A 23,124-nucleotide genomic window follows, 5' to 3' on the forward strand; every position below is an offset into this window, starting at 1 on the left:
GGGTGTTTCCTGGATGAGGGGGCGAGGAGGCTGATCATGCGAATCGCTCTGAGCGCGGGGGCCGCGGCGTTGCTGACCCTCGGGACCGCTGCCGCCACCGCCACCGCCGCTCCCGCCCACGACAACGACAGCGTCATCTGGGGCACCGTCGTCTCGGGTCCGGACCTGAAGGTCAGGGACGAGCCGAGTACGCACGGCTCGATCCTGACGAAGATGCCGTACGGCAGCGAGGACCGCGTCAAATGCGCCGTGCGGGGCATGTCCGTCCACGGCAACCCGCACTGGTACTGGCTGGAGGGCGTCCGCGGCTGGGTGAGCGCGGAGTACGTCGACACGGGCGGCCGTCACGTGCCGAGCTGCGGCTCGTCGTCCGAGGACCCGTGCCCCCAGTGGCGCGACCGGGACCACCACCAGGACTGCGACCCGTGCGGATACCGCGACCACTGACTGACGTACGCAGGGGGACGAGAAGGGAACCGTCATACGCAGGGGGCCGAGAAGGGAACCGTCATGGCACACACCGCACCCGTCCACTACGCACCGCGCGCCCGCGCGGCCTCGTCCTCCGCGTCCCGCTGGGCCGGACTCGCCCTGCTCGCGGGGGTCGTCTACGGCCTCTGGGCCTGCGCGATCCGGCGCGACGGAGGGCCGATCACCACCGGGAACGTCATGTTCGGAGTGGTGACCGGCCTGATACTCGCCGCCGTCATGTTCGCCCTGCACCGCCTCGCACCCTCGCTCCCGCGTGAACTGCGCGCGCTGTCCTGGACGGCGTTCGCGGGCATCGCGTTCGGCTTCCTCTACAGCCTGGGCGGGGCGAGCGTGCTGCGGTCCACCGTGATGGCGCTGGTGGTCGCGGCGGGTGTCTTCGCGGTGCTGTTCTACCGCTACTACACGACCGAGTGAGCCGGGCCCTTCCCACGGTCACCGCCGAGCCGGTGCGCGACGAGCAGTGAAGCGGCCAGCACCAGACCGGAGTTGACGGCCACAGCGACACTCACCCCGGACAGGACGCCCTGCGGGTCCCCGAGCCCCCCGTGGCCTCCTGTCCGGGCCGCCGCCACGATCGCGCTCATCACCGGAATGCCGAGCGTGATGCCGACCTGCTGGGTCATCGTCGCGAGCCCGGTCGCGAGTCCCTGCTCGGAGTCGGCGACACCCGATGTCGCGGTCACCATGAACCCCACGATCAGCAGCATGTTGCCGACGCCGCCCACGAACGTCGCGGCGAGCAGCAGATACAGCCACCCGCCGGACGTCCCCAGCGCGACCAGCGACACGGTGGCGGCGGCCTGCACCACACCCCCGCCGAGGATCGTCGCCCGCCCGCCGAACCGGCTCACGGCCCGCCCGCCGAGCACCCCGCCGACCACCGTGCCGACGCCGAGAACGCCGAAGGCGAGCCCGGTGGAGAGGGCGGAGTAGCCGAGCACCTCTTGCAGATAGAGCGTCATGAGGAAGACGAGCGAGGTCTCCGTGGCGAAGGCGACCAGGCCCGCCGTGTTGCCCCAGACGACCGACCGGCGCCGCATGATGCGGACGGGTACGAGCGGCGCGGGCGAGCGCTGCTCCACGAACCAGAAGGCGACGAGCAGCCCGCCGCCCGTGAGCAGCGCGCCCAGCGTGAGAGGATCGCTCCAGCCGCTCTCACCGGCCCGCGTGAGCCCGTGGACGAGGGCGAGCAGCCCGCCCGTGACGGTGACCGCGCCCGGCAGGTCGAGGCGGTGCTTGCACACGATCCGCGACTCCGTCAGGAGGGTCGGCGCGAGGGCGACGACGGCGGCCGCGACGGGCACGTTGATGAGGAACGCCCAGCGCCAGGAGAGCAGTTCGGTGAGGAGCCCGCCGAGAATGGCGCCGGTGGTGAAGCCGGCCGACATCAGCGCGCCGTTGAGGCCGAGGGCCCGGTCCCGCAGCGGCCCCTCACGGAACGCGGTGGTGAGCAGGGCGAGCCCGGCCGGGGTGACGGCCGCCGTGGCGAGTCCTTGCAGCACCCGCGCCGTGAGCAGGACCTCCGGCGAGGTGGCGAGGCCGCCGAGGGCGGAGGAGAGGCCGAGCAGCGCCATGCCGCCGATGAAGAGCCGCTTGCGCCCGAAGAGGTCGCCGATCCGGCCGAGGAGGAGCGTGAATCCGGCGGCGGCGAGGGCGAAGGAGGTGGCGATCCACTGGAGCCCGGAGAGCGAGAAGCCGAGACCTTCACCGACGACGGGCAGGGCGACGTTCAGGATGGAGAAGTCCACGGCGATCATGAACTGGGAGCCGAGGAGGAGGACCAGGACGAGCTTCTGACGCACGGTAGTGATCGTGTCGCCGGTCGTGGTCATCACAGGGTCTCCAGGTCCACCGCGCGGGCCATGGCCCGGTATCCCGCGTCGTTCGGGTGCAGGTGGTCACCGCTGTCGTACGCGGGGGCGATGCGCTCGGGGTCCTTCGGGTCGGCGAGGGCCTTGTCGAAGTCGACGTACGCGTCGTACTCGCCGGACGTACGCACCCACTCGTTGAACTCGTCGCTCACGGCGGCGGCGTGCTTGCCGTAGTGGTCGGAGCCGCCGAGGGGGAGAAGAGTCGCACCGACGACACGTACGCCTTCAGCACGCGCCTCACGTATCAACTCCCGGTGACCCGCGATCAGTTCACGGGCGGAGACGACAGGGGCGGGCTTGTAGGTGGGCTTGTCGGTCTCGCTGTAGCCGATGTCGTTGAGGCCTTCGAGGACGACGACCGTGCCGACGCCGGGCAGGTCGAGGGCGTCGCGCGAGAACCGGTTGGCGCTCTTCTCGCCGTACCAGGCGGAGTCGTTGAGGACCATGTTGCCGCCGATGCCGGAGTTGAGGACGGGGCGCGGCTTGCCCGCCTTGTCGAGGCGTTCGGCGAGCGCGTCGGACCATCGGCGGTCGCGGTCGGTGGAGGAGGCGAACCCGTCGGTGATGGAGTCGCCGAAGAGGACGACGCCGTCGCGCTCAGCGGGGGCCCGGGAACTCCGCGGGCCGCCGACGTCGACGCCGGAGAGGTAGTACCAGGACTCGGTGGACTCGCCGAAGGCCCGGCCGCCCGTGTCGGAGGTGTGGTCGCCGTCTGCGCGGTAGCTGGTCGCGAAGGACTGGGAGTGGAAGGTGGCGGGCCCTGTCGTACCGGAGAGGTGGAGGGTGACGGTGACGGACTCGAACGGCTTGAGGTCCAACCCCGCGGCGTCACTGGCGAGTTGCCCGTACGCGGGAATGGTGACGCCCGACTCCCCACCGAAGGTGAGCCGCGTGAGCGACCCCTTCTCGACGGCCGCCGGCACCCCCTTCTCGGTACGGGCGATCGTCGCGCTCTCGATCCGCAGCGGCGAGCTCCCGTACGCGTTGGAGAGCCGGATGCGGGCTCTGTCGCCGCCCTCGGTGACGCGGACGACCTGGCGGAGGGTCTGGTCGTCGAACCCGGCTTCGGACCAGTTGGGCTTGAAGCCGGTACTGGGGCGCTGCGGGGAGCCGGCCCAGGCGGCGCTCCAGGACGTACCGCGCTGGCCCCGCTCCGAGGGCGAGGCCTGAGCCCCCGCCACGGCGAGCCCGGCGGTCAGGGCGAGGGCGGCGGCGGTGGCGGTGAGGGTGGTCGCGAGGGAAGTGCGGGCACGCGAAATCATCGAAGGCTCCCGGTGGTTGAGGAGGGAAGGTGTCCGTTCGGCGGGCCGCCGTCCTGACTCCTCAAAGATCCGCCGACCGCGCTCCACCATCAACGGCGATCCGTGAAACGATCGACGCGATCGGGCTTATCGATGCAGGTCACAGGGGGTACGCGGTGGAGCGGCAAGAGCTGGAGACCTTCTTGACCCTGGCCGAGGAGCTACATTTCGGACGTACGGCGGAGCGGCTGCTGCTCTCGCAGGCGCGGGTCAGCCAGACGCTGAAGAAGCTGGAGCGCAGGATCGGCGCGCCGCTCTTCGAGCGCACGAGCCGCGTGGTGCGGCTGGCGCCGCTGGGGCGTCAGCTGTACGACGATCTGGCGCCGCTCCACAAGGAGATGGAGGCGGCGGTGGCCCGCGCGAAGGACGCCGCGCGGGGCGTCGGCGGCGAGCTGAACGTCGGCTTCCTCGGCGCGGGCGCGGGCACGCTGACGGCCCCGATCCTGGCGCTGTTCCGGGAGCGCAGCCCGGGGGTCGAGGTACGGATGCGGGAGACCCAGTTCCAGGATCCGCTGGGCGCGGTGCGCGCGGGCGAGATCGACGTGCTCTTCACCTGTCTCCCCGTCCGGGAGCCGGACCTGACCGTCGGCCCGGTCGTCATCAACGAGCCGCGTCTGCTCGCGACGCCGGTCGGCCACCCGCTGGCCGGGCGGACCTCCGTCTCTCTGGAGGAGCTCGCGGGCGAGACGTTCTTCGGCGTCGTGAACGGGGCGCCCGCGTACTGGTGGGACTTCCACGTGCCGCCGCGCACGCCGAGCGGCCGTGAGATCCGCCGGGGCCGGGCGGTGGCGTCGTTCCAGGAACTGATGACGCTGGTCGCGGCGGGCCAGGGAATCTCACCGGTCGTCGCGTCCGTGGAGAAGTACTACGCGCGCCCCGGCGTCACGTTCGTCCCCCTGGAGGATGTGCAGTCCGCCGAGGTCGCACTGATCCACCGCACGGCGGGGACGAACGCGCGGGTGGAGGGGTTCATCCGGGCGGTACGGGATGCTGTTGAGGCCAACGGGGGGCCTGCGGCGTACTAGGTGGGCGGGTCGGGCGGTGACTTCGGTGGGCCGGTGGCGTTGATGGTTGCCGGGGCCGCCCGGGGTTTTGCGGAGTGTGGCGGTTCCGGGTCGGGAGTAAAGGGCGCTCCGCTGCGCTGCGCGTCGGCTGCGCCGATTCCGCTTCGCTCCACCCTTGACTCCCGCCCCTGCACCGCAGTTGAACGTTGTCCCGGACGGCCAGGGGTGGGGGCTGCGGGGACGGTTGGGTGGGTCATCGGCTTTCGCTGCCGGGTGCGGACCGGTCCAACGTGGCCGACCGCCCCGGTCACGGCGCCGCCAGCCGCGCGGCTGCGCTGCTCGGGTCATCACCTCGCGCTGCCGGGTGCGACCCGGCCCAACGTGAGTCGTCCCCACGGTCTGGGGCGGGTCATCGGCTCTCGTTGCCGGGTGCGGACCGGCCCAACGTGCATCGCCGCCACGGTTGCGGCGCCGCCAGCCGCGCGGTGCGCCGGTCGGGTCATCACCTCTCGTTGCAGGGTGCGGACCGGTCCAACGTGAGTTGCCCTCACCGGCTGGGGGTGTGGCCTCGCTGCTCGGGTCATCGGCTCTCGCGGGCGGGTGCGGACCGGTCCATCGCGTGTCGCCGTCGCCGTCGCCGTCATGGTCATGGTCGGGGGTGAGGTCGGTACGTCGTGCGCGGGGCGACCACCCCGGGCAGACCGCCCACCGAAGCGCCACCGCCCCCAGCCCCGGCCCCCTCCGGCACCTACTTTGGAAAAGTTGCGAACCGACCCGGCGCGCGCCCCCCTCCCACACCCCGCACGCCCCCACCCACGCCACTGATCTCGCACATCCGGCGCAGCAAATCCCGCATGCCGGGGGGCGCATCGGCATCTGCTGGGGGGCGCGCGGCGAAGGCATTCGCAACTTTCCCAAAGTAGGTGCCGGGAGGGACGGCCCGACCCAACCGCCCCCCGCTGGCCCCCGCGCACCGCACGCCGCGCGCCGTCACCCAGAGCACTGCTCTCACGCAGCCGGCGCGGCAAAGGGGGCATGCCGGGGGGCGCATTCACTCTGCCGAGGGGGCGCGCGGCCAGCCGATTCGCAACTTTCCCGAAGTAGGTGCCGGAGGGGACGGCCCAGGCAGCCCTTCGGCAGACCGACCACCACTCCCACCCACGTTGGACCGGTCCGCACCCTGCAACGAAAGCCGATGACCCACCCCAGACCGTGACGGTGACTCACGTTGGGCCGGGCCGCACCCGGCAACGAGAGGTGATGACCCGAGCAGCGCAGCCGCACGCATGCGGTGAGGACGCCTCACGTTGAGCCGGGCCGCACCCGGCAGCGAAAGCCGATGACCCATCCAGAGAAGTCCGCCGCCCCACCCCTGGCCGTCCGGGTCAACGTTCAACTGCGGTGCAGGGGCGGGAGTCAAGGGTGGAGCGAAGCGGAATCGGCGCAGCCGACGCGCAGCGCAGCGGAGCGCGCTTTACTCCCGGCCCGGAACCGCCACACTCCGCAAAACCCCGGGCGGCCCCGGTGACCGACGAAGACACCGGGCCACCGAAGACGCCGCCCGACCCGCCACGGACGTGCAGGATGCCCCCCCCCATGACCGCTCTGAGCGGTCCTCGTGGGCCTGGACGGAGGCCTCGGGCCCCGACGCGCCGGACCCGGTCAGCGGGGTACGGCAGCTGCTCATGCCGTACGTGGTGAGTCCCCTCGCGATGACGGCGGTACTGATCGAGGGCGCGGCGCGGGACTCCTGGACGTGGCGGTCGACGGTGGTCGGCGCGTACGTCACCGTGATCGTGGTCGACCTGCTGTGTGTCGTCGTACCGGCGCGCATCCTCAGCCGCACGCACCACGCGACGATCGAACTCCTCGGCCGGTTGTTGGGGCTGCTGCTCGCGGCGGTGGGTGTGGACCTGGTCCTTGACGGCCTGACGTCACTCGGCGTCCCGGCGGACCGGGGCGGACACTGATCTCGTCGCCGTCATGGCCCGGCGACGTCGGAGCGGTCGTTGCAGAGCGCCCAGATGACGAAGACGCCGATCGCGATGGAGATCAGCGCCCAGACCGGCGTGTACGGCAGCCACAGGAACTGCGCCACGATGGCCAGCGCGGCGAGCGCGACGCCGGTCGCCCTGGCCCAGCTCGCGCCCTTGAGGACGCCCCAGCCGACAACGGCCACGAGAATGCCGAGGACCAGGTGGATCCAGCCCCACGTGGTGAGGTTGAACTTGTAGACGTAGTCGCCGACCCGCTCGTACACGTCGTCCTTCGCGATACCGGCGATGCCCTCGAAGATGCCGAGGATGCCGTTCACCATCATCAGGACCCCGGCGAACATCGTCCCGCCGGACGCCCAGAGCGCGGAGCCGCTCTCGTCGTGGCGGTGGTCGTCCGGCTTGTTGGGCGCGGTGGCACTGCTGCTCATGGTGCCGCCCCTTCTCTTCCGTAGGGACACAAAGGTGACTTTCAGCGTCGAGCGGTACGGGGGGCGCTGCTAGCGGTGTGGGCCGAACGGGTGACGGGACGAGTTACGTGATCTCCATCACCTCAGAGCGACGCTCTGATTACTCTGGGCACATGGTCAAACTGCGCGACCTCAACCCCAGCGCGTCCCCGCTCGACTACTACGGCTCGGAGCTGCGCCGCCTGCGGGAGGCGGCGGGCCTCAGCCAGTCGCAGCTGGGTTCGTGTGTCTTCGTCACGGCGTCCCTGATCGGCCAGGTCGAGACGACGAGGAGGGTGCCGACGAGGGACTTCTCCGAACGGGTGGACGCGGCGCTGGGGACGGATGGTCTCTTCTCGCGGTTGGTGGGGCTCGTGTTGCGGAGCCAGTTGCCGACGTGGTTTCAGGCGTACGCGGAGATGGAGGCGCGGGCCAACTTCATCTCCACGTACCAGTGCCAGCTGGTGTACGGGCTGTTGCAGACGGAGGCGTATGCACGGGCGCTACTCGGGGTCGATCACCCTGGCAGGGAAGCTGAGTTGGTGGCAGCTCGGATGGAGAGGCAGCGCATCCTTGAACGAGGCACCCCGCCGGCCCTGTGGGTGGTGCTCGGTGAGGCGGTCCTGCACCAGGAGGTCGGTGGTCAGGACGTCATGCGTGGCCAACTGGCACGTCTGGTGGAGTTCCGGGACCACCCGTGGGTGCAGGTCCAAGTACTGCCCTACTCGGTCGGGCAGCACACGGGGATGATGGGCTCGTTCACGCTCCTTCGCTTCGAGGACGACCCGGACCTCTTCTATGCGGAGAGCTACGACACCGGCCACATGACTGCCAACTCCACAGTGATCAGGGAGCGTTCTGTCGGATACGCTCGCTTGCAGAGCTGTGCGCTCTCAACGGACGGCTCGGCGGAACTGATCGCTCGCGTGATGGAGGAACGCTATGGCAAGCGTGCAGCACCCGACGGGCGCACAGTGGCGTAGGTCGTCCTACAGCGGCACGAGTGGCGGCGAGTGCGTCGAGTGCGCACCCCTCAACGGCGCCACCTGGCAAAAGTCGACGCACAGCGGCAGCAGCGGCGGCGACTGCATAGAACTCGCCCAAGCCCAGTGCAACGGCACCGTCGGTGTACGCGATAGCAAGAACCCCACCGGCCCCACCTTCACCGTCACCCGCACCGCGTTCACCCGCTTCGTCGCGGCCGCCGCTAGCGGAGATCTGACGCGACCCGCGAGGTAACCGCCTCGGCCATCCGCCGGATGCCCGGCGACCGCACCGGGCAGGGGCGGGACTTGGCGGTCGTCGGCGCCAGGCAGAAGTGCAGGTAGTCCTTGTCACGGTGGAGAGCCGTACGCCCCGCACCCGGCTCCGTGCAGTACGCCTCGTGCGCCCGCTCGTACGCCGTGCAGGGCAACTTTTCCACCCACGTATAGCGATCCGCGCCCGGAGCCACCGTCCTGCCCGCGTCGGCGACGAGGCCACCGGAGGCGCGGGCCTGGGCCTGGTAGATGGCGTTGACGCGGCGTACGCGGTCGGGTGTGATCGGGTCGGGGCCCTGGAGGACCCACACGACACGGGTCTGCCCACCCCCGGCGCCCCGGATCTGCGCGGCGAGCCGCCGCGCATCGGCCGCGTACCGGTCGAAGTACTCCGCGCGCCGCTTGTCGTACGTGATCCCCTTCATGCAGGGCGTGTAGCCCCACGCGTTGCCCCAGAACTGGAGGACGACGTAGTCGGGCCGCTGCGCCCGCACGAGGGCCGCCGCCTTGTCCTTGTCGGGGACGAGGGAGTCCTCGCCCGTGCCGTCGAGGTAGTCGCAGAGGGTCGTGCCGGAGTACGGCGCGCTCCGGTACCGCGCACCGAGGCGGTCCTTCAGCTGCTGGCCGAGGACGACCTGGTTCTCCATGGCGAGGGAGTCGCCGAGGTAGAGGACCTTGGGGGCGCGGGCGGGCTTGTCCGGAGCGTTCCGCGCGGCACGCTCACGGGGCGTGGCGGACGGCGCGGCGGACGGGTCGGAGGGCGCCGCGGAACCCGACGCCTCGGGAAGGTCCGCCGGCGCCGCGTCCCCGGAGCCGGGGTCCCCGCACGCGCCCAACAACAGCGCCCCGGCGAGGAGCCCCGCGCTCCAAAGACTCCGCTTCCCGACCCGCTTCCCGATCCGCTTCCGCATGCGGCAACTCCCGCCCCAGACAGCCGAAATGGCCCTAAGGCAAACACAAGGGCGACGGGGAGGGAAGACCTCCGCGAGCCAAGCCGAGCCGAGCCAAGCCAAGCCAAGCCACGCCGAGCCAAGTCGGCGCGCGGACTGGCTATCGACGCTCTGCGCGCGCGAAACGGTGGGCCAGCGCCCGGAAGGACTCCTTCGGCTCCCAGTGCCAGGGGGAGGCGGGGTCGTCGGGCCGCTTCCGCAGGGCCTTGGCGAGCCCGTAACTGGCGACGTCGAGGTCATGGCGGGGGGAGTCCGGTCGGTGCGGCAGCTCGGGGCTGACGAACTGGTAGACCAGCGCGGCGTGCAGGTTCATGGACTCGAAGACGTCGAAGACGTCGGAGAGGTAAGCGGCCTGGGTACGCTCGCTGCGCACGAGTGCACCCGTGATCTCCGGAGGATCCGCGGTGTAGTCGATCGACTCGTACCACCCCATGCCGCCGTCCTGCGGAGCCCCTTCGTACGTGCAGGAGCCGCACTCGGTGATGGCGACGGGCTTGCCCCAACGGGTGTGCGGGGTGAGGTCCTTGACGTAGCCCTTCGCGTTCCCGTGGTACCCGTAGTAGTTCACGCTGATGAGGTCGAAGAGGGACCAGTCGACGTCGTCGTCGTGAGCGGCACCGTAAGTCAGAGGACCCCGGAATACGCGGCGACCTGTCTTCGCGGCGAGCCCGACGAAGCGCCGCACTTCCCGGGCCATGTGCTGCGGGTCGTAGTTTCCCTTGAGGATGTTCTGGACCCGCTCCAGCGCGTCGTCCCCCGGCACGATCCCGGGCACGAACAGCACGAACTCGCACCCGACGCTGAGGTACACGCGAGCCCCTTGCCGCCGCATGCGTTCGGCGTGCCGACCGGTTTCGGCGAGATGATCGAGGATGTCCCGCTCCGGGACGTCGGCGAGGCGCGGCTGAAGCCAGACGTGGAGCCCGCGCTCGGCGGCTTCGGAGGCGGTGGCGGCGAGGCGGTCGACGCCGGTGCCGTACACGGAGACGGAGTTGGCGTGCAGCTCGTGCCGGATGGCGTGCAGATCGCGCCGCATACGTCCCGCACTCCACGCGGTGGCGGGCCCGTCCCCGTCCCCCACCTCGTAACAGACACCGCGATACCGGAGCCCCCGCCGGTCCCCCGCTCCGTCGAGGGGGGCCACACCGGCGGCGGCCTTCCCGGCCCCCGCCGTCAGCGCCCCAGTGGCGACGGCGGCCCCGACGGCCGCGCTCCCCACCAGAAACCGTCCCCTGCTGATCCCACCGACGTCGTCCCGCACAGCGCCTCCCGTGATCCCGAACCGGCGGCGGCCCCAACCGCCGCCGTCCGGTGATCCCGAGCATGCCGATCAGCGCGGGGCGCGCTCATCGCACTTTGGTCTATACGAGGTCGCCGAAGGTCTGCACGGACGGCTCCTCCGGGCGTCCCGTCAGCGAGCCACGAACTGCGTCAGGATCGCCTGGACCTCGTAGATGTCGACGCCCTTCGTGAACGTCTTCTGCATCGGCGTCGGGTTGCCGGAGACCCAGATCTTCAGCTCGGCGTCGAGGTCGAAGTGGCCCGCCGTCTCCACGGCGAAGTGCGTGATGCTGCGGTACGGCACCGAGTGGTACTCGACCTTCTTGCCGGTGATCCCCTGCTTGTCGACCATGATCAGTCGACGGTCCGTGAACAGCATGGTGTCGCGTATCAGCGTGTACGCGGCGTGCACCTGCTCGCCGTGTCCGAGCAGGCGCGCGTACTCGTTCTGCGCCTTCATCGGATCTACGGTGTGCGCGTTTCCGAACAGTGCCATGTCAGGCCCCCCTTGGTGGATCTACAGCCCCGGCATTGTGGAATGCGGGATTTTGCCACTGTACGGGGGCGAGTGGGGCGGAGTCGAAGGTCTGTGCGACGGGGCGGGGCGAACCGTCCGCGGGCACGGATTCCCGGTACGCGGGTCGGACAACCCCGGCCGGGAAACTCACGTCTCACCCAACGAACGGAGAAGGGGGAGCCCGATGATGATCGTGCTGCTGACCATCGTGATGATGTTCGTGGCCGCCGGGCTGGGAGCGGTCATCTGGGCGGCCCGGGGCGGACCGCGCTGGGTCCATGGCGTGGCGAAGGCGACGATGGTCACCGCGGATGTGGTCGCCGCGGCGTCGAAGAGGAGCCGCCGGAGAGGCAACTACTCAAGCGGCTCCGGCGACTTGGGCGCGTCGAGCGACTCGGGCGGCTGAGTCTCCGCATGCCCGAGCCCGACCCCGAGTCCGAGCCCGACCTCGCCCTCGCCGACCCGGCCCCGAACGCACCCTCTAGAAGTCGTCCGCGCCGTTGCGCAGCTCGTACGTCCAGTAGCCGGTCAGCGCCTTCGCCGGGTCGACCGCGATGCCGGCGCTGCCCGGGGCCCTGACCGCGGCCCTCCCGCCGCCGCCCTGGAGCGTCACCTGGAAGGCCGAGACGGGCTCGTTGGTCTCGTCGACGCCGCCGTCCGAGATCTTGACCAGCGCGTACGCGGGAGCGCCCGCCTTCAGGACGACCGGGGACGCGGGCTTGCTCTTGGCGACCGCGGGCACGTCCTGCTTGTGGCTCTCCAGGAACTGGATCTCCGGGAAGCCCGTCATCTTGCAGCTGTGGCCCGACGTATTCTTCGCGGTCAGGACGATGTGGGTGTAGGGCGGGCCGCCGTGGCGCGCGGCGCTGATGGTGACGTCCTTGGTGGTGCAGACGGGCGCGGCGGCCACGGTGGCGCCCGCGGCCTTCACGTCGTGGGACGCGCCGACGGTGACCGTGGTCTCGGTGGCCGCCACCGTCGCCCCGGCCGGCTCCGCCGCCTTCGTGTCGGAGCTGCCGCCGCAGGCGGTGAGGGACAGGGCGAGCACGGCGGCGCCGGTCGCGGCGAGAACGGTGGAGCGGCCGAGAACAGTGGAACGGCTGAGAACGGTGGGGCGGCCGAGAACGGTGGAGCGGCTGCGGAACGTGCGCATGGGAATTCCCCCGGGAGTGAACGGTGCTCAGCCGCTCGGAGTTGAGCTGCTGCGAATCAGCGTCCGACCCGCGGACTTGCTGACACGCACCACTCTGACCGGCACCGCTCACGTTCCACTGCCGTACCGCTCACGTCCCGCTGTCGTGCCGTACCGCGGCCTGGACGGGGGGATGGGTCAGCGCCGGGTCCGCCTGCCCGTCGACCACCTCGCGTGCCACGTCGTTCAGCAGCCGACGGTGGGAGCGCGCGTGCGACCGCAGCGCGTCGAACGCGTCGTCCATGGTCAGCGACCTGCGCGTGGCGAGCACGCCCTTCGCCTGCTCGATGACCACGCGGCTGGTCAGGGCCCGCTCCAACTGGCTGGTGAGCGTCCGGCCCTGCTCGGCCTCCTGCGCGCGGTGCAGCGTTACGGCGGTGAAGTCCGCGAGGGACCGGCCGAGCGCGCGTGCGTCGGCCGAGGGGACGTCTCCCTGGTCCGAGAAGAGGACGAGCGCCCCGAGCGCGCGGTCGGGCACCTGGAGCGGGACGGCGACGACGTGGGTGTGGCCGAGCGCGAGGGCTGCCGGCGTGTACCGGGGCCAGCGATGCCGCGTCGGGGCGCCATCGAGGGGCAGCGGCGCCGCGAGGTGCGCGTCGGTGCCGTGCGGGGCGTGGCCCGGGCCTTCGCGCCACGTGAGCGCCTCGCGCTCCAGCCGGGTCACCTCGGGATCGGAGCCGCTCGCCTGCGCCTTCTCGCGCCCGTCCGGCGCGTACACCACGGACGCCGCACGCACCTGGAGCAGGGAGGGGCTGCGGTCCGCCAGAATCGCGAGGATTTCGGGTACCTCCGGTGAGCCTTCCGTCGCGCTGCCGGCCAGGGCGACGAACACGTCGGCCAGCTGCTGTTGGGGCGTCATGCCGAGCTCCTCTTGGATTCAGAGATACGGGTCTCCGTTCAGGATCCGCCGGGCGATGGCGGCGGTCGTCGTCTCGTCGGCGAATGCCCGGGCCTTGATCAGTGCCAGTGCGTCGTCGATGCCGCAGCCGACCCGCACGGAGAGGACACCCGCCGCCTGCTGGACGGTGTCCCTGTGGTCCGTGCTGCCGTACAGCTCCGGATCGGCGTCCGGGCCGAGCAGCACGATGCGGGTGAGGGCCGCGGTGACCTCGGCGAGGTCCGTGGACCCCAGGAGTCCCGCGCGTGGTTCGAACACCGCGAGGGCACCGAAGCAGCCGGCCTTCGACTCCAGGGGGACCGCGAGCACCGATGTGATGCCCAGGGAGGTGAGCGCGGGACCGTACCCGGGCCAGCGGCGCTCGATGTCCTCACCCGCCGAATGGACCGGACAGCGTTCGTGCGCCGCGTCGCGGCACGGGCCCTCCCCCAGGACGTACTCCAAGTCCTGGGCTGCCAGGGCGGGTTGGTCGGACACCGCGACCGCGAGCTGGTTCTGCGCGGAGTCGACCAGGGTGATCGCGGCGCTGTCCGTGCCCAGCGCGTCCGCCACGCCGGTCATGAAGCGGGGCCGGCTGCCCTTGCCCCGGACCCACGCCGACGTGCGGTCGGCGAAGGCGGCGTGCAGGGCGGCCGAGGAACGGTGGCAGGCGGCCGTCCGACGGTGTGTGTCGGCGACCTGCGCGTGGAATTGGCGGCCGTCGGCATCGGGATCGGCCGACGCCAGTCTCTCGTGCCGCTCGGCCGACGCCGCGGCTCGCGCAGCCCGATCGAGCTCTCGGGCGGCACGTCCTCGCGCGGTCGCGACCTGACCGAGGGCTTCGTCGTTCCCCTGCGGCTTCATGTCCGAAGCGTACGCCCGCAGCATCAATCGGTGGAGAGGATCCGGCTCTCTTCCATCATGAGGACGACGCCGCCGTTGTGCCCGTCGAACGGGGAGCAGAAGATGTCGCACGTGATGGGCCTCCCGATGCGGCTCAGGGCGTGCACGGGTACCGGCCCGGTGCGCTGGCGGCTCTTGAGACAGTCCTTCACCAGAGGCCTCAGCTCTTCCGTCGGCAGCCCGAAGTCCAGGTCGAAGAAGACCTTGTCGACGACCTCGTCGCTGCGCAGCCCCCACAGGTCGACGGCTCCCCGGTTCCAGCTCTTCACCCTCAGCTTGCTGTCGAGGACCACCACGCCCGCCGCGATGCTGGTGAGCACGGCCTCCAGGAACGCCCTTGCCTCGTCCAGCTCCTCGGTGCGGATGCGCATCTCGTCATTCATGGTCTCCAGTTCCTCGTTGCCGGACTGGAGTTCCTCGTTGGTGGTCTCCAGCTCCTCGTTCGTGGACTGGAGTTCCTCGTTGGTGGTCTCCAACTCCTCGATGCTGGACTGGAGTTCCTCGTTGGTGGTCTCCAACTCCTCGTTGGTCGACTGGAGTTCCTCGTACGCCGTCTCCAGGTCCTCGCGTACGCGCTTGACCTCGGCCTTCAGCTGCGTGGCCACGGTGACGTCGGTGAAGGAGATCGTGGTCGCCACGTGCAGGCCGTTGGGCCCGGACAGCGGCTGGATGAGGATGTCGAGGAACTGGGTCTCCTCACCGGCCCGCCGTTCCACCCGGTTGACCCGCAGCGTCCGGCGCTCGTGCGTGGCCTGATCGATGAGGGAGCGCAGCTCGACCGGACGGTAGGAGATCTCCAGGTCCTGGAAGGGACGGCCCACGTCACCGGCGCTCAGCCCGAACTGCATCCTCGCCTGGTGGTTGATCACCACGACGGCGCCGTCCCCGTCGATCGCGATCCACGGGATCGGGCCCGCGTCGAGGACCAGATCGCGCAGCTGCCGGGTGCGCGCCACGGAGTGCAGTTCGAGGCCCGAGCTGCTCCGCACCTTCAGGGGCGCGGGCTGGTAGGGCAGCCCCGCCTCGCCCGTACGGCGACGGAAGACGCGCTGTCGTATGTCCGCCACATCGAACCGCTCGGCGTCGTTCAGCAGCATCTCGGCCTTGCCGAGGAAGAGGAAGCCGCCCTGGCGCAGGGCGAAGTGGAAACGGTCGACGATCTGCGTCTGCGCCTCGACGTTGAAGTACATCAGCGTGTTCCGGCAGATCAGCAGGTCGAGCCGGGAGATCGGGGCGTCACGGGTGATGTCGTGCCGCCCGAAGATCACCCGGCGGCGCAGGTCGGCGCGGAAGCTGAGCTGCGCGCCGTTCGGCTCGAAGTACTTGTCCCGCAGCTCGGGGGAGAGCGGCTCCAGCGACTTCGTCGGATACAGCCCCGACCTGGCTTCGCGCAGCGCCTCCTCGTCCACGTCCGTGGCGTAGATCTTGACGCGGCGCAGAGACTCCTCGATGCCCAGCGCCTCCGCGAACATGATGGCCAGCGAGTACGCCTCCTCGCCGCTGGAGCAGCCCGCGCTCCACACGCGGATCTCCTGGTCGGGCGTGAGGCTCGCGATCAGCTCGGGGACGACCTCGTGCTGGAGGAAGGTCCAGGCTTCCGGGTCACGGAAGAAGGAGGTGACGTTGATCAGGATCGTGTTGAAGAGAGCGCCGAATTCGTCGGCGCTGGTCTCCAGGAGGTCCTGGTAGTCCTGGTACGAGTCGATGCCGACGTCGGACATCCGCTTGTGGATGCGGCGTCCCAGGGTGGACCGCTTGTACCCGGTGAAGTCGAATCCCCGCGCCTCCCTGATGAAGAGCAGCAGCTCTTCCAGGGCTTCGTTGGGTGCCGCTTTCTGGGAATCGCCGCGGGCCTCTTGACGGGCATCGGGGCGAAGCTCTTTGCGGGACTCCTTACGAGACTCCTTACGAGATTCGTTGCGAGGCTCGCTGTGAGGCTCTTGGCGCCCCTCGTTGCGCGGTTCTTTGCGAGATTCGTTCATCACTGCCCCGGGGCGTCGAGAAGTCCGCGGACGACCGCCGCGATCTCCACTAGAGGTAGCACGAAATCCACCGCGCCCGTGTTCACGGCCGCCTGGGGCATCCCGGAGAACTCAGCCGTCCGCGGATCCTCGGCGATCACGGTCCCGCCGCGCGAATGCACGGCTTCCACACCCATCGCCCCGTCAACGCCGGTCCCGGTCAGCACGCAGGCGATGGCGCGGGGGCCGTAGGAGCCGGCGACCGATTCGAAGAGGAGGTCGGCGGAGGGGCGTACGAAGTGAACCAGCTCGGCGTCGGAGAGCGTCAGGTCCCCGTCCGAGCCGATGAGCAGGTGGCGCCCGGGTGGCGCGATGTGGACGGTGCCGGGGACCGGTTTCTCCCCGGCCGTCGCGAGCTCGACCGGCAGTTCCGTACGGCGGTTGAGCACGTCGGCGATCACGGTCCGGTGCCTCGGATCGAGGTGCTGGACCACCAGCACCGGCACGGACAACTCAGGACCCAACGCCCCCAGGAGTGCGCTCAGCGCTTGGATGCCGCCCGCGGACGACGCGACGGCGACGACGCCGAAGGGACCCGCGGGGGCTCGGCCGGCGCTGGGGTGGTCGGCGTCGGGCTTGGGGACGTTGGGCTGGGCGGCCGTCACCTTCCGAGCCTAGCGGAGTCCGGCCCGTCGGGAGAGGGAGGAAAGTGGCCGCTATATGCCAGGAGGCCTGAGGCGGCCTGATACGGCCTGATGTGAAGAGCGATGGCGTTGCCGTCCTGCTACCCGGCGAGGAAGGTGATCCTGCCGGGCTCGGGCGGGTCGAGGGGCGCGTTCGGGGCGGAGTTGTTCTCCAGGTAGCGCACGAGCGCGTCGAGGCCGGTCACCGAGCCGCCGTCACGCTCCGTCCCCTCGGTGAACGTGGGGAAGCCGTTGCCTCCATTGGCGAGGAAGTCGTTCACGGTCACCCGGTACGTGCCGGTGGGCCGTACTCGCTCCCCCTTCACCCGGACGGTCTCGGTCAGCAGCCGCGCCGCCCCGGAGGCCGTCGCTGTGTTCCACGGTGCACGGGGGACGGACTCCTAGGAGTGGCGGACGCTGTACCTTCCCTGCATGGCCGATCTCGCCTCCCTGATCCAGCTGCTCGGAGCCGGCAGCGTCGGCGCCGTCGTGACGCAGTACGTGTCGGCCGGTCCGGAGCGCCGCCGGGCTCGCGCCACGGCTCGGGAGGCCATGGCGACACTTGAGCAGGCGCACTGGGCCCACGGCAGGGACAACGAATGGCCCCAACTGCGGGCCGCTGTGCACGCTTTCGAGTCAGCTGCCATGGCCGCGGGGGTGCCTCGCGCGGTCTCGGGCTGGTACGTCAAGACTCGCGTGGCGATCTACCTGGAGAGCCGCCGCGAGTGGGACCGCAACCCGGACCCGGAGTTCGGCGGAGGCGTGTCCACCACGTACATGGACGCGTTCTCCGGCGCCACGGAGCTCGTCTATCAGGCCCTCTGGCATCCGCAGCGCTCCCGCTTCACCTGGCGCCGCCGCCTGAAGCGCAGCAAAGAACGCACCAGGGCGACTGTCGCGCAGGCTTCCTCGGTCCTCCGTGACCTGGAGGACAGGCCTGCGGCCCTCTGAGTCGCAGCGTCCCAGGCACACAACGTCGACTCCCGGCATGTCCTGACCCGGTACATGGACTACCCTTGGTACATGTCCATGAAGCGCACCAACGTCTATGCCGACCCCGACGACCTGGCGATCATCAAGGAAGCCGCCAAGCGTCGAGGGATTAGCGAGGCGGAGATCATTCGCCAGGGCATCCACCTCGCCGCCATGGCGAACCGGGTCTGGGACGAGCCCCTGTTCTCGCGCACCTTCGAGGGCCCGGGGCGCACGCCGTCCAAGGCCGCGGTCCGCGACACGGTCGCCGAAGCGGTACGGAGTGCTCGCGATACGGACCCCGGAACCGTCGCGTGATCATCGTCGTCGCCGACACCTCCGGACTGCTGGCCGCTCTGGACTCCACGCACCCGGAACACGAGGCCGCGAACGAGGCGATCCTGGCCGCCGGACTCCTCGTCATGTCCCCGCTCCTGCTCGCCGAACTCGACCATGTAGCGACGCGCGAACTGGGCCGGGAGGCCGCGCTCAGCGCGATCGACGACATCCGGCGTTGGATGCATCGAGGCCGCGTCGTCGCCCCGGAGATCACAGAGGATCACTTGGGCGCCGCTCAGTCGGTCAGGGCGCGATACAGGGGACTGAACCTCGACCTCACGGACGCGGTGAATGTGGCTCTGGCCGCCGACTACGACACGGATGCGATCCTCACCCTCGACCGCCGGGACTTCCGCGCGGTACGCCCTCTCGGCCGCCACAAAGCATTCCGAGTACTGCCTGACGATCTCCCTCTCTGACGGATGGGGCAGGACTGGTGGGGATGCCGAGCAGGGTGACCTCCGACATCGCCGCGCAGTGCGTCAGCCGCAGCCGCAGCCGCAGCCGCAGCCGCAGCCCGCACTCGCGCCCTGGGACTCGGCGTCGGCCTTGACGACGTACACCTCCCAGGGCTCCTTGCCGGGGCCGTGCACCCAGACCTTGTCCTGGAGGGCGTAGCAGCAGGAGGTGTCGTTCTCCTCGAACGTCGCCAGGCCCGCGTCCTTGAGACGGCCGGTGGCCGCGGTGACCTGGTCGGTGGACTCGACCTCGACGCCGAGGTGGTCGAGGCGGGTGTCCTGCCCCGGCTCGCCCTCGATGAGGACGAGCTTGAGCGGGGGCTCGGTGATGGCGAAGTTGGCGTAGCCCTCACGCCGTTTGGCCGGTTCGGTGCCGAACAGCTTCGAGTAGAAGGTGATCGACGCTTCCAGGTCGCTGACACGCAGGGCGAGCTGAGCGCGGGACATGGCGGTACTCCCATCCACTTGCTGCATTGATGTCCGTCGATGCAACATTGCGCCCTGCATCGAAGGGTGTCAACATAGAGGAATGTCGAATCAAGAGCTTGTGGTGTTGGGGCGAGCCAGTGGAGCAGATGCGTGCTGCCCGGGGTTGCTGACCACCCCGCTGGACGAGGAGCAAGCCGTTGACCTGGCGAAAGTCTTCAAGGCGCTCGGCGACCCGGTGCGCTTGCGGCTGCTGTCCATGATCGCCTCGCAGGCGGGCGGAGAGGTCTGCGTGTGCGACCTGACACCGGCCTTCGACCTGTCACAGCCGACCATCTCGCATCACCTCAAGCTGCTGCGGCAGGCCGGCCTGATCGACTGCGAGCGGCGCGGCACGTGGGTCTACTACTGGCTGCTGCCGGAGATGACCGACCGCCTCGCGGGCATCCTGACCCGCCCCGCCGGCGCGCCGTTGCCCGAGCGTGGCGAGACGGCCGGAGCTGCCTCGTGAGCGGTGCCGCGCCTGAGCAGAGCGGTGCCGCACCCGAGCAGAGCGATGCCGCACCTGGGCAGAGCGGTGCCGCACCTGGGCAGAGTGCTGCCGCACCTGGGCAGAGTGCTGCCGCACCTGAGGAGAGCGCTGCCGAGCAGAGCGTGGCCGGGCGACTGTCGTTCCTGGACCGCTACCTGGCGGTGTGGATCCTCGCCGCGATGGCCGTCGGTCTCGGCGTGGGCCGCTCCCTCCCGGGGCTCGGGGACGCGTTGGCCACCGTGACGGTGAGTGGCGTGTCCCTGCCGATCGCGCTGGGCCTGCTCGTGATGATGTATCCGGTGCTGGCCAAGGTCCGTTACGACCGGCTCGGCACCGTGACCAGGGACCGCCGCCTGCTGCTGCCTTCGCTGCTGTTGAACTGGATCATCGGCCCTGCCCTGATGTTCGCGCTGGCCTGGCTGTTCCTGCCGGACCTGCCCGAGTACCGCACCGGCCTGATCATCGTCGGCCTGGCCCGCTGCATCGCCATGGTCATCATCTGGAACGACCTCGCCTGCGGACACCGGGAAGCGGCCGCCGTCCTGGTCGCGCTCAACTCGGTGTTCCAGGTGATCGCGTTCTCCGCGCTCGGCTGGTTCTACCTCCAGGTGCTGCCCGGCCTGCTCGGCCTGGAGCAGACCGGACTCGACGTATCCGTCTGGGAGATCGCACGCAGCGTCCTGGTCTTCCTCGGCATCCCGCTCGCGGCCGGCTACCTGACCCGCCGCATCGGCGAGAGGACCAAGGGCCGCGCCTGGTACGAGGCGGAACTGGTCCCGCGCATCGGCCCGTTCGCCCTGTACGGGCTGCTGTTCACCATCGTCGTCCTCTTCGCGCTCCAGGGCGACGCCATCACCGGCCGACCGCTGGACGTGGTCCGTATCGCGCTACCGCTGCTGGTCTACTTCGCGCTCATGTGGGCCGGATCGATGCTGCTCGGCAAGGCCGTCGGCCTCGACTACCCGCGTACCACCACGCTCGCCTTCACCGCGGCGGGCAACAACTTCGAGCTGGCCATCGCCGTGGCCATCGCCACGTTCGGCGCCTCCTCGGGCCAGGCACTGGCCGGGGTCGTCGGCCCACTCATCGAAGTGCCGGTCCTGATCGGCCTGGTCTACGTGGCCTTGTACGCGCGCCGCTACTTCACGACCTCAACTCCCCCCACCTCGCGGCAGGAGGAGCAGACCCATGCCCGAACCTCCACCCATGCCTGACACCCCGCCCCAACCCTCCGTGCTGTTCGTCTGCGTCCACAACGCCGGGCGTTCACAGATGGCGGCCGCCTTCCTCACCCACCTCGCCGGGGACCGCGTCCAGGTCCGGTCGGCCGGGTCGGCCCCGGCGGACACGGTCAACCCGGCCGCGGTCGAAGCACTCGCAGAGATCGGCATCGACATCTCCGCCGAGGTGCCCAAGGTGCTCACCGTGGAGGCCGTCCAGGCCTCCGACGTCGTCATCACCATGGGCTGCGGCGACACCTGCCCCGTCTTCCCCGGCAAGCGCTACCTCGACTGGCAACTCCCCGACCCCGCGGGCCAAGGAATCGCCGCGGTCCGCCCCACCCGCGACGAGATCGAACAACGCGTCCGAGCCCTGATCGACGACATCGCACCGATCGCCCGCACATGAGGCCCGGCACCCGGAACGTCCGCATCGAACGCCCGGCGGCCCGAGCACGCCGACGACGTCCTGAAGATCTACTAACTCGGCATCGACGAAGTAAACGCCACATTCGAACCCGCCGCCCCACCTGGCCGGCCTTCGACGCTGCCAACCTGCCCGAACAACGCCTCGTCGCCCTCGACCGCGTCGGCACGGTGCTCGGCTGGACCGCGGCATCCGCGGCCTCAGCCAGGTGCGCGTACGCAGGGGTAGTCGAGCACTCCGTATACGTCCCCCCCCCGGAACGCCCGCAGCCGGGGCACCGCCGCCGCTTTGCTCGGGTCCCTCATCACCTCGACGGAGGCGGCGGGCATCTGGACGATCGGCCGACGCCAGGAGCAAACGCAGCCGGGCGGCAAGCGGCGGCGAGGGGCAGCAAGAAACCCCCGGGTCCATGACCCGAGGGTTCGAGTAAGAGCGGGTGACGAGAATCGAACTCGCACTCTCAGTTGGGAAGCTCGGGTTTTCGGACGGCGATTGCTGCGCAGACCTGCGGCGGGTTGTTTCCGAGGCGTGATCGCATCCGTAGCCAGTTCCCGCTGTTCCCCGTGGCTACCCGCAGGATCTGGCACGCGAATGGCATGCCCCGTTCGCCTCGGAAACCCTGGGCGCAGGTTCGGCCCTGGGGTCTGGGACTCAGCCGACGACAGCCAGTCACGATGGCGGGTGCGTCGACCGGCCAGGCGCGCGTGGGCCTCGCTTTACCCCCACCGACCTCAGCCACGCTGCCTCTTGTCGGGGGCGGGTTGCTTAACGCCGCTCGTTCAGTACAGCCACAACTGATCACGGACGGCCGTGACCTGCGGCCGTCTACTCGATCACCGCTCTGAACTGCGGCGCAGCCGTCGTCAGTTGTCAGCACTGATCGCCAATGGGCGCCCTTCCACGGTCCCAGGGCGGCCCGGGAGGGCGCTCACCCCATGTTCGGTCGCATGGGCTCAACCTGTGATCACACTCGGCGAAGCGTGTCAGGCAGGGTGCGACTGTTGCTTAACCACCCGCGTGCCTCGCTCGCCGCGGACTATGATCTATCGGCCGCACCTAAGCTAAGGGGGCGCCGATATGGCGAGAAGAGACTTCACTGCTAACGCGCTAATTCCTCACGGGCATCATCAGAATTGGGACCTGATCGAAGAGATCATTCGAGAGTTGGAACGGGTCACTGACCAATGGCAGGGTGCAGAGACTGAGATTACCGTCAGAGGTAAGAGGGAACTCTACGGCAGGTATAACAGCCTCATCGATGCGAAGGTGGGCCTGGGGGACGATCACCGCGATGTCACCGAGGTGGACATCTCGCGTATTGAGCGTGATGGTGATGACTCCGACATGTACGCCACGGTGACGCTCTCAAAAAGCCAAAAGGACACCTCCTGGGTTTTCGCTTCTGGTCCTGTAAAGCGTGATTGCGAAGGGCTAGTGCGAAGCCTCCAGAGCTTTATTCTCCAAGCTATCAACTTTCCTGATCTCGCAAGAATGAACTCTGGAGGAGGGGGTGATATCGAGTCGCGCCTGCAGCATCTCCATTCAGCTGTGAAGTCTGGTGCGCTGGCGAGGTTGGCGAGTGGGCACGGTGACGAGGCTGTCGAGGAGGCGTGCAAAAGTGTGGGAGCTCGTCTCCGGGATCTCAGTGGTCTTGATGAGGACGGAGCCTCACTGGTAACCAACGCCCTGGGAGGGCGTCGGTTGATCCAAATCAACGACGGTGTGTCTAAGACAGATGCGAGCGAGCAGGAAGGGTACATGTACCTAGGAATGGCCCTATTCCGGGCTGCTCGAAATCCCCGCGCGCACAGGCCTTCGGACCCGAACTTCAATACAGACGAAGTGATCGAGTGGATTTCTGTTGCTAGCGCTCTCCATAGGGCGCTGGACCGGGCCAAGGTTTCGCCGCCCCCGCGATAGAGCGCGCTGAGTGGTAGGGCGGCGGAGCGGCTTTGGGCGGGAGCTGCTTTGGGGCGAGTGATCATGGCCCCGCAAGCTCATGGCGAGTCGGGCAGT

Annotated in this window: 27 protein-coding genes and 1 pseudogene; 15 read left to right on the top strand and 13 right to left on the bottom strand. The window is 69.6% G+C overall.

Features of this window, described 5'->3' with window-relative positions; all coding sequences use genetic code 11:
* Positions 1-36 precede the first annotated feature (36 nt).
* Positions 37-447: an SH3 domain-containing protein gene (locus NOO62_RS20910; protein ID WP_268772413.1), complete on the top strand. Its 411-nt coding sequence runs from the start codon at positions 37-39 to the stop codon at positions 445-447.
* A 63-nt stretch (positions 448-510) separates the two neighbouring features.
* Positions 511-906: a hypothetical protein gene (locus NOO62_RS20915; protein ID WP_268772414.1), complete on the top strand. Its 396-nt coding sequence runs from the start codon at positions 511-513 to the stop codon at positions 904-906.
* Here NOO62_RS20915 and NOO62_RS20920 read toward each other — a convergent pair.
* Positions 891-2,324, bottom strand: coding sequence for an MFS transporter (locus NOO62_RS20920; protein ID WP_268772415.1), 1,434 nt, complete (start codon positions 2,322-2,324; stop codon positions 891-893). The two genes, NOO62_RS20915 and NOO62_RS20920, sit on opposite strands and share 16 nt — an antisense overlap.
* Entirely contained in the window at positions 2,324-3,625 is a 1,302-nt protein-coding gene (locus NOO62_RS20925) for an SGNH/GDSL hydrolase family protein (RefSeq protein WP_268772416.1), read from the bottom strand. The genes NOO62_RS20920 and NOO62_RS20925 overlap by 1 nt, the downstream gene beginning before the upstream one ends.
* A 155-nt stretch (positions 3,626-3,780) precedes the next feature.
* On the opposite strand from NOO62_RS20925, the gene NOO62_RS20930 reads away from it, so the two are divergent.
* Together NOO62_RS20930 and NOO62_RS20935 are read left to right on the top strand one after the other, a co-directional pair.
* Entirely contained in the window at positions 3,781-4,689 is a 909-nt protein-coding gene (locus tag NOO62_RS20930; RefSeq protein ID WP_268772417.1) for a LysR family transcriptional regulator, read from the top strand.
* A 1,556-nt stretch (positions 4,690-6,245) separates the two neighbouring features.
* Entirely contained in the window at positions 6,246-6,638 is a 393-nt protein-coding gene (locus tag NOO62_RS20935) for a MarC family protein (protein ID WP_268772418.1), read from the top strand.
* A gap of 11 nt (positions 6,639-6,649) precedes the next feature.
* Here the strand turns inward: NOO62_RS20935 and NOO62_RS20940 are convergent, their stop codons facing one another.
* Positions 6,650-7,093, bottom strand: coding sequence for a hypothetical protein (locus NOO62_RS20940; protein WP_268772419.1), 444 nt, complete (start codon positions 7,091-7,093; stop codon positions 6,650-6,652).
* 152 nt (positions 7,094-7,245) lie between these two features.
* On the opposite strand from NOO62_RS20940, the gene NOO62_RS20945 reads away from it, so the two are divergent.
* Positions 7,246-8,094 (top strand): helix-turn-helix domain-containing protein, encoded by an 849-nt coding sequence (locus NOO62_RS20945; RefSeq protein ID WP_268772420.1) that lies wholly within the window; start codon positions 7,246-7,248, stop codon positions 8,092-8,094.
* Positions 8,054-8,350, top strand: a complete 297-nt coding sequence (locus tag NOO62_RS20950) for a DUF397 domain-containing protein (protein ID WP_268772421.1) — start codon at positions 8,054-8,056, stop codon at positions 8,348-8,350. The genes NOO62_RS20945 and NOO62_RS20950 overlap by 41 nt, the downstream gene beginning before the upstream one ends.
* On the opposite strand, the gene NOO62_RS20955 is transcribed toward NOO62_RS20950, so the two are convergent.
* From NOO62_RS20955 to NOO62_RS20965, 3 genes are all read right to left on the bottom strand, one after another.
* Positions 8,319-9,281 carry an SGNH/GDSL hydrolase family protein gene (locus tag NOO62_RS20955; RefSeq protein WP_268772422.1) on the bottom strand — a complete coding sequence of 321 codons (963 nt, stop codon included), beginning with the start codon at positions 9,279-9,281 and terminating at the stop codon, positions 8,319-8,321. The two genes, NOO62_RS20950 and NOO62_RS20955, sit on opposite strands and share 32 nt — an antisense overlap.
* A gap of 139 nt (positions 9,282-9,420) precedes the next feature.
* On the bottom strand, positions 9,421-10,581 hold the full coding sequence (locus tag NOO62_RS20960) for an abortive phage infection protein (protein ID WP_268772423.1): 1,161 nt from the start codon (positions 10,579-10,581) through the stop codon (positions 9,421-9,423).
* Between the two features lie 150 nt (positions 10,582-10,731).
* On the bottom strand, positions 10,732-11,097 hold the full coding sequence (locus tag NOO62_RS20965) for a PH domain-containing protein (RefSeq protein ID WP_268772424.1): 366 nt from the start codon (positions 11,095-11,097) through the stop codon (positions 10,732-10,734).
* A gap of 205 nt (positions 11,098-11,302) precedes the next feature.
* On the opposite strand from NOO62_RS20965, the gene NOO62_RS20970 reads away from it, so the two are divergent.
* Positions 11,303-11,524 (top strand): hypothetical protein, encoded by a 222-nt coding sequence (locus NOO62_RS20970; protein ID WP_268772425.1) that lies wholly within the window; start codon positions 11,303-11,305, stop codon positions 11,522-11,524.
* A 75-nt stretch (positions 11,525-11,599) separates the two neighbouring features.
* Here NOO62_RS20970 and NOO62_RS20975 read toward each other — a convergent pair whose 3' ends face one another.
* The 6 genes from NOO62_RS20975 to NOO62_RS21000 form a co-directional block, all read right to left on the bottom strand.
* Positions 11,600-12,271 (bottom strand): DUF4232 domain-containing protein, encoded by a 672-nt coding sequence (locus NOO62_RS20975; RefSeq protein WP_268772426.1) that lies wholly within the window; start codon positions 12,269-12,271, stop codon positions 11,600-11,602.
* A 130-nt stretch (positions 12,272-12,401) separates the two neighbouring features.
* Complete coding sequence (locus tag NOO62_RS20980; RefSeq protein ID WP_268772427.1) at positions 12,402-13,169, bottom strand: ANTAR domain-containing response regulator; 768 nt, start codon at positions 13,167-13,169, stop codon at positions 12,402-12,404.
* Between the two features lie 18 nt (positions 13,170-13,187).
* On the bottom strand, positions 13,188-14,051 hold the full coding sequence (locus tag NOO62_RS20985) for a GAF and ANTAR domain-containing protein (RefSeq protein WP_268772428.1): 864 nt from the start codon (positions 14,049-14,051) through the stop codon (positions 13,188-13,190).
* A gap of 23 nt (positions 14,052-14,074) precedes the next feature.
* Positions 14,075-16,072, bottom strand: a complete 1,998-nt coding sequence (locus NOO62_RS20990) for a CheR family methyltransferase (RefSeq protein WP_268772429.1) — start codon at positions 16,070-16,072, stop codon at positions 14,075-14,077.
* Entirely contained in the window at positions 16,072-16,716 is a 645-nt protein-coding gene (locus NOO62_RS20995; RefSeq protein ID WP_268772430.1) for a chemotaxis protein CheB, read from the bottom strand. The genes NOO62_RS20990 and NOO62_RS20995 overlap by 1 nt, the downstream gene beginning before the upstream one ends.
* A gap of 119 nt (positions 16,717-16,835) precedes the next feature.
* Entirely contained in the window at positions 16,836-17,081 is a 246-nt protein-coding gene (locus NOO62_RS21000; RefSeq protein ID WP_321170653.1) for a 5'-nucleotidase C-terminal domain-containing protein, read from the bottom strand.
* A gap of 85 nt (positions 17,082-17,166) precedes the next feature.
* On the opposite strand from NOO62_RS21000, the gene NOO62_RS21005 reads away from it, so the two are divergent.
* From NOO62_RS21005 to NOO62_RS21015, 3 genes are all read left to right on the top strand, one after another.
* Entirely contained in the window at positions 17,167-17,685 is a 519-nt protein-coding gene (locus NOO62_RS21005) for a hypothetical protein (RefSeq protein ID WP_268772431.1), read from the top strand.
* A gap of 72 nt (positions 17,686-17,757) precedes the next feature.
* Positions 17,758-18,024, top strand: a complete 267-nt coding sequence (locus NOO62_RS21010; RefSeq protein ID WP_268772432.1) for a CopG family transcriptional regulator — start codon at positions 17,758-17,760, stop codon at positions 18,022-18,024.
* Positions 18,021-18,464, top strand: coding sequence for a PIN domain-containing protein (locus NOO62_RS21015; RefSeq protein WP_268772433.1), 444 nt, complete (start codon positions 18,021-18,023; stop codon positions 18,462-18,464). The genes NOO62_RS21010 and NOO62_RS21015 overlap by 4 nt, the downstream gene beginning before the upstream one ends.
* Before the next feature lie 63 nt (positions 18,465-18,527).
* Here NOO62_RS21015 and NOO62_RS21020 read toward each other — a convergent pair whose 3' ends face one another.
* Complete coding sequence (locus NOO62_RS21020) at positions 18,528-18,950, bottom strand: ArsI/CadI family heavy metal resistance metalloenzyme (RefSeq protein ID WP_268772434.1); 423 nt, start codon at positions 18,948-18,950, stop codon at positions 18,528-18,530.
* 82 nt (positions 18,951-19,032) lie between these two features.
* Between NOO62_RS21020 and NOO62_RS21025 the strand changes: the two genes are divergently transcribed.
* The 5 genes and pseudogenes from NOO62_RS21025 (at position 19,033) to NOO62_RS21045 (ending at position 23,028) form a co-directional block, all read left to right on the top strand.
* On the top strand, positions 19,033-19,440 hold the full coding sequence (locus NOO62_RS21025) for an ArsR/SmtB family transcription factor (protein ID WP_268772435.1): 408 nt from the start codon (positions 19,033-19,035) through the stop codon (positions 19,438-19,440).
* Positions 19,441-19,640: 200 nt separating this feature from the next.
* Entirely contained in the window at positions 19,641-20,675 is a 1,035-nt protein-coding gene (gene arsB / locus NOO62_RS21030; protein WP_268775710.1) for an ACR3 family arsenite efflux transporter, read from the top strand.
* On the top strand, positions 20,668-21,090 hold the full coding sequence (locus NOO62_RS21035) for an arsenate reductase ArsC (RefSeq protein ID WP_268772436.1): 423 nt from the start codon (positions 20,668-20,670) through the stop codon (positions 21,088-21,090). The genes arsB and NOO62_RS21035 overlap by 8 nt, the downstream gene beginning before the upstream one ends.
* Positions 21,091-21,171: 81 nt before the next feature.
* Positions 21,172-21,447 (top strand): annotated as a pseudogene (locus NOO62_RS21040) (N-acetyltransferase family protein); the annotation flags it as partial.
* A 738-nt stretch (positions 21,448-22,185) separates the two neighbouring features.
* Positions 22,186-23,028, top strand: a complete 843-nt coding sequence (locus NOO62_RS21045) for a TIGR02391 family protein (RefSeq protein WP_268772437.1) — start codon at positions 22,186-22,188, stop codon at positions 23,026-23,028.
* Positions 23,029-23,124: the final 96 nt, after the last annotated feature.

The organism is Streptomyces sp. Je 1-369 (assembly GCF_026810505.1).
Classification (GTDB): Bacteria; Actinomycetota; Actinomycetes; order Streptomycetales; family Streptomycetaceae; genus Streptomyces.

Excerpts from the sequence above, each read along its gene's own strand:
- NOO62_RS20910 (WP_268772413.1), top strand. The coding sequence starts at position 37 with ATGCGAATCGCTCTGAGCGCGGGGGCCGCGGCGTTGCTGACCCTCGGG.
- NOO62_RS20915 (WP_268772414.1), top strand. The coding sequence starts at position 511 with ATGGCACACACCGCACCCGTCCACTACGCACCGCGCGCCCGCGCGGCC.
- NOO62_RS20920 (WP_268772415.1), bottom strand. The coding sequence starts at position 2,324 with ATGACCACGACCGGCGACACGATCACTACCGTGCGTCAGAAGCTCGTC.
- NOO62_RS20925 (WP_268772416.1), bottom strand. The coding sequence starts at position 3,625 with ATGATTTCGCGTGCCCGCACTTCCCTCGCGACCACCCTCACCGCCACC.
- NOO62_RS20940 (WP_268772419.1), bottom strand. The coding sequence starts at position 7,093 with ATGAGCAGCAGTGCCACCGCGCCCAACAAGCCGGACGACCACCGCCAC.
- NOO62_RS20945 (WP_268772420.1), top strand. The coding sequence starts at position 7,246 with ATGGTCAAACTGCGCGACCTCAACCCCAGCGCGTCCCCGCTCGACTAC.
- NOO62_RS20950 (WP_268772421.1), top strand. The coding sequence starts at position 8,054 with ATGGCAAGCGTGCAGCACCCGACGGGCGCACAGTGGCGTAGGTCGTCC.
- NOO62_RS20955 (WP_268772422.1), bottom strand. The coding sequence starts at position 9,281 with ATGCGGAAGCGGATCGGGAAGCGGGTCGGGAAGCGGAGTCTTTGGAGC.
- NOO62_RS20965 (WP_268772424.1), bottom strand. The coding sequence starts at position 11,097 with ATGGCACTGTTCGGAAACGCGCACACCGTAGATCCGATGAAGGCGCAG.
- NOO62_RS20970 (WP_268772425.1), top strand. The coding sequence starts at position 11,303 with ATGATGATCGTGCTGCTGACCATCGTGATGATGTTCGTGGCCGCCGGG.
- NOO62_RS20975 (WP_268772426.1), bottom strand. The coding sequence starts at position 12,271 with ATGCGCACGTTCCGCAGCCGCTCCACCGTTCTCGGCCGCCCCACCGTT.
- NOO62_RS20980 (WP_268772427.1), bottom strand. The coding sequence starts at position 13,169 with ATGACGCCCCAACAGCAGCTGGCCGACGTGTTCGTCGCCCTGGCCGGC.
- NOO62_RS20985 (WP_268772428.1), bottom strand. The coding sequence starts at position 14,051 with ATGAAGCCGCAGGGGAACGACGAAGCCCTCGGTCAGGTCGCGACCGCG.
- NOO62_RS20990 (WP_268772429.1), bottom strand. The coding sequence starts at position 16,072 with ATGAACGAATCTCGCAAAGAACCGCGCAACGAGGGGCGCCAAGAGCCT.
- NOO62_RS21005 (WP_268772431.1), top strand. The coding sequence starts at position 17,167 with ATGGCCGATCTCGCCTCCCTGATCCAGCTGCTCGGAGCCGGCAGCGTC.
- NOO62_RS21010 (WP_268772432.1), top strand. The coding sequence starts at position 17,758 with ATGTCCATGAAGCGCACCAACGTCTATGCCGACCCCGACGACCTGGCG.
- NOO62_RS21020 (WP_268772434.1), bottom strand. The coding sequence starts at position 18,950 with ATGTCCCGCGCTCAGCTCGCCCTGCGTGTCAGCGACCTGGAAGCGTCG.
- NOO62_RS21025 (WP_268772435.1), top strand. The coding sequence starts at position 19,033 with ATGTCGAATCAAGAGCTTGTGGTGTTGGGGCGAGCCAGTGGAGCAGAT.
- arsB (WP_268775710.1), top strand. The coding sequence starts at position 19,641 with ATGGCCGTCGGTCTCGGCGTGGGCCGCTCCCTCCCGGGGCTCGGGGAC.
- NOO62_RS21035 (WP_268772436.1), top strand. The coding sequence starts at position 20,668 with ATGCCTGACACCCCGCCCCAACCCTCCGTGCTGTTCGTCTGCGTCCAC.
- NOO62_RS21045 (WP_268772437.1), top strand. The coding sequence starts at position 22,186 with ATGGCGAGAAGAGACTTCACTGCTAACGCGCTAATTCCTCACGGGCAT.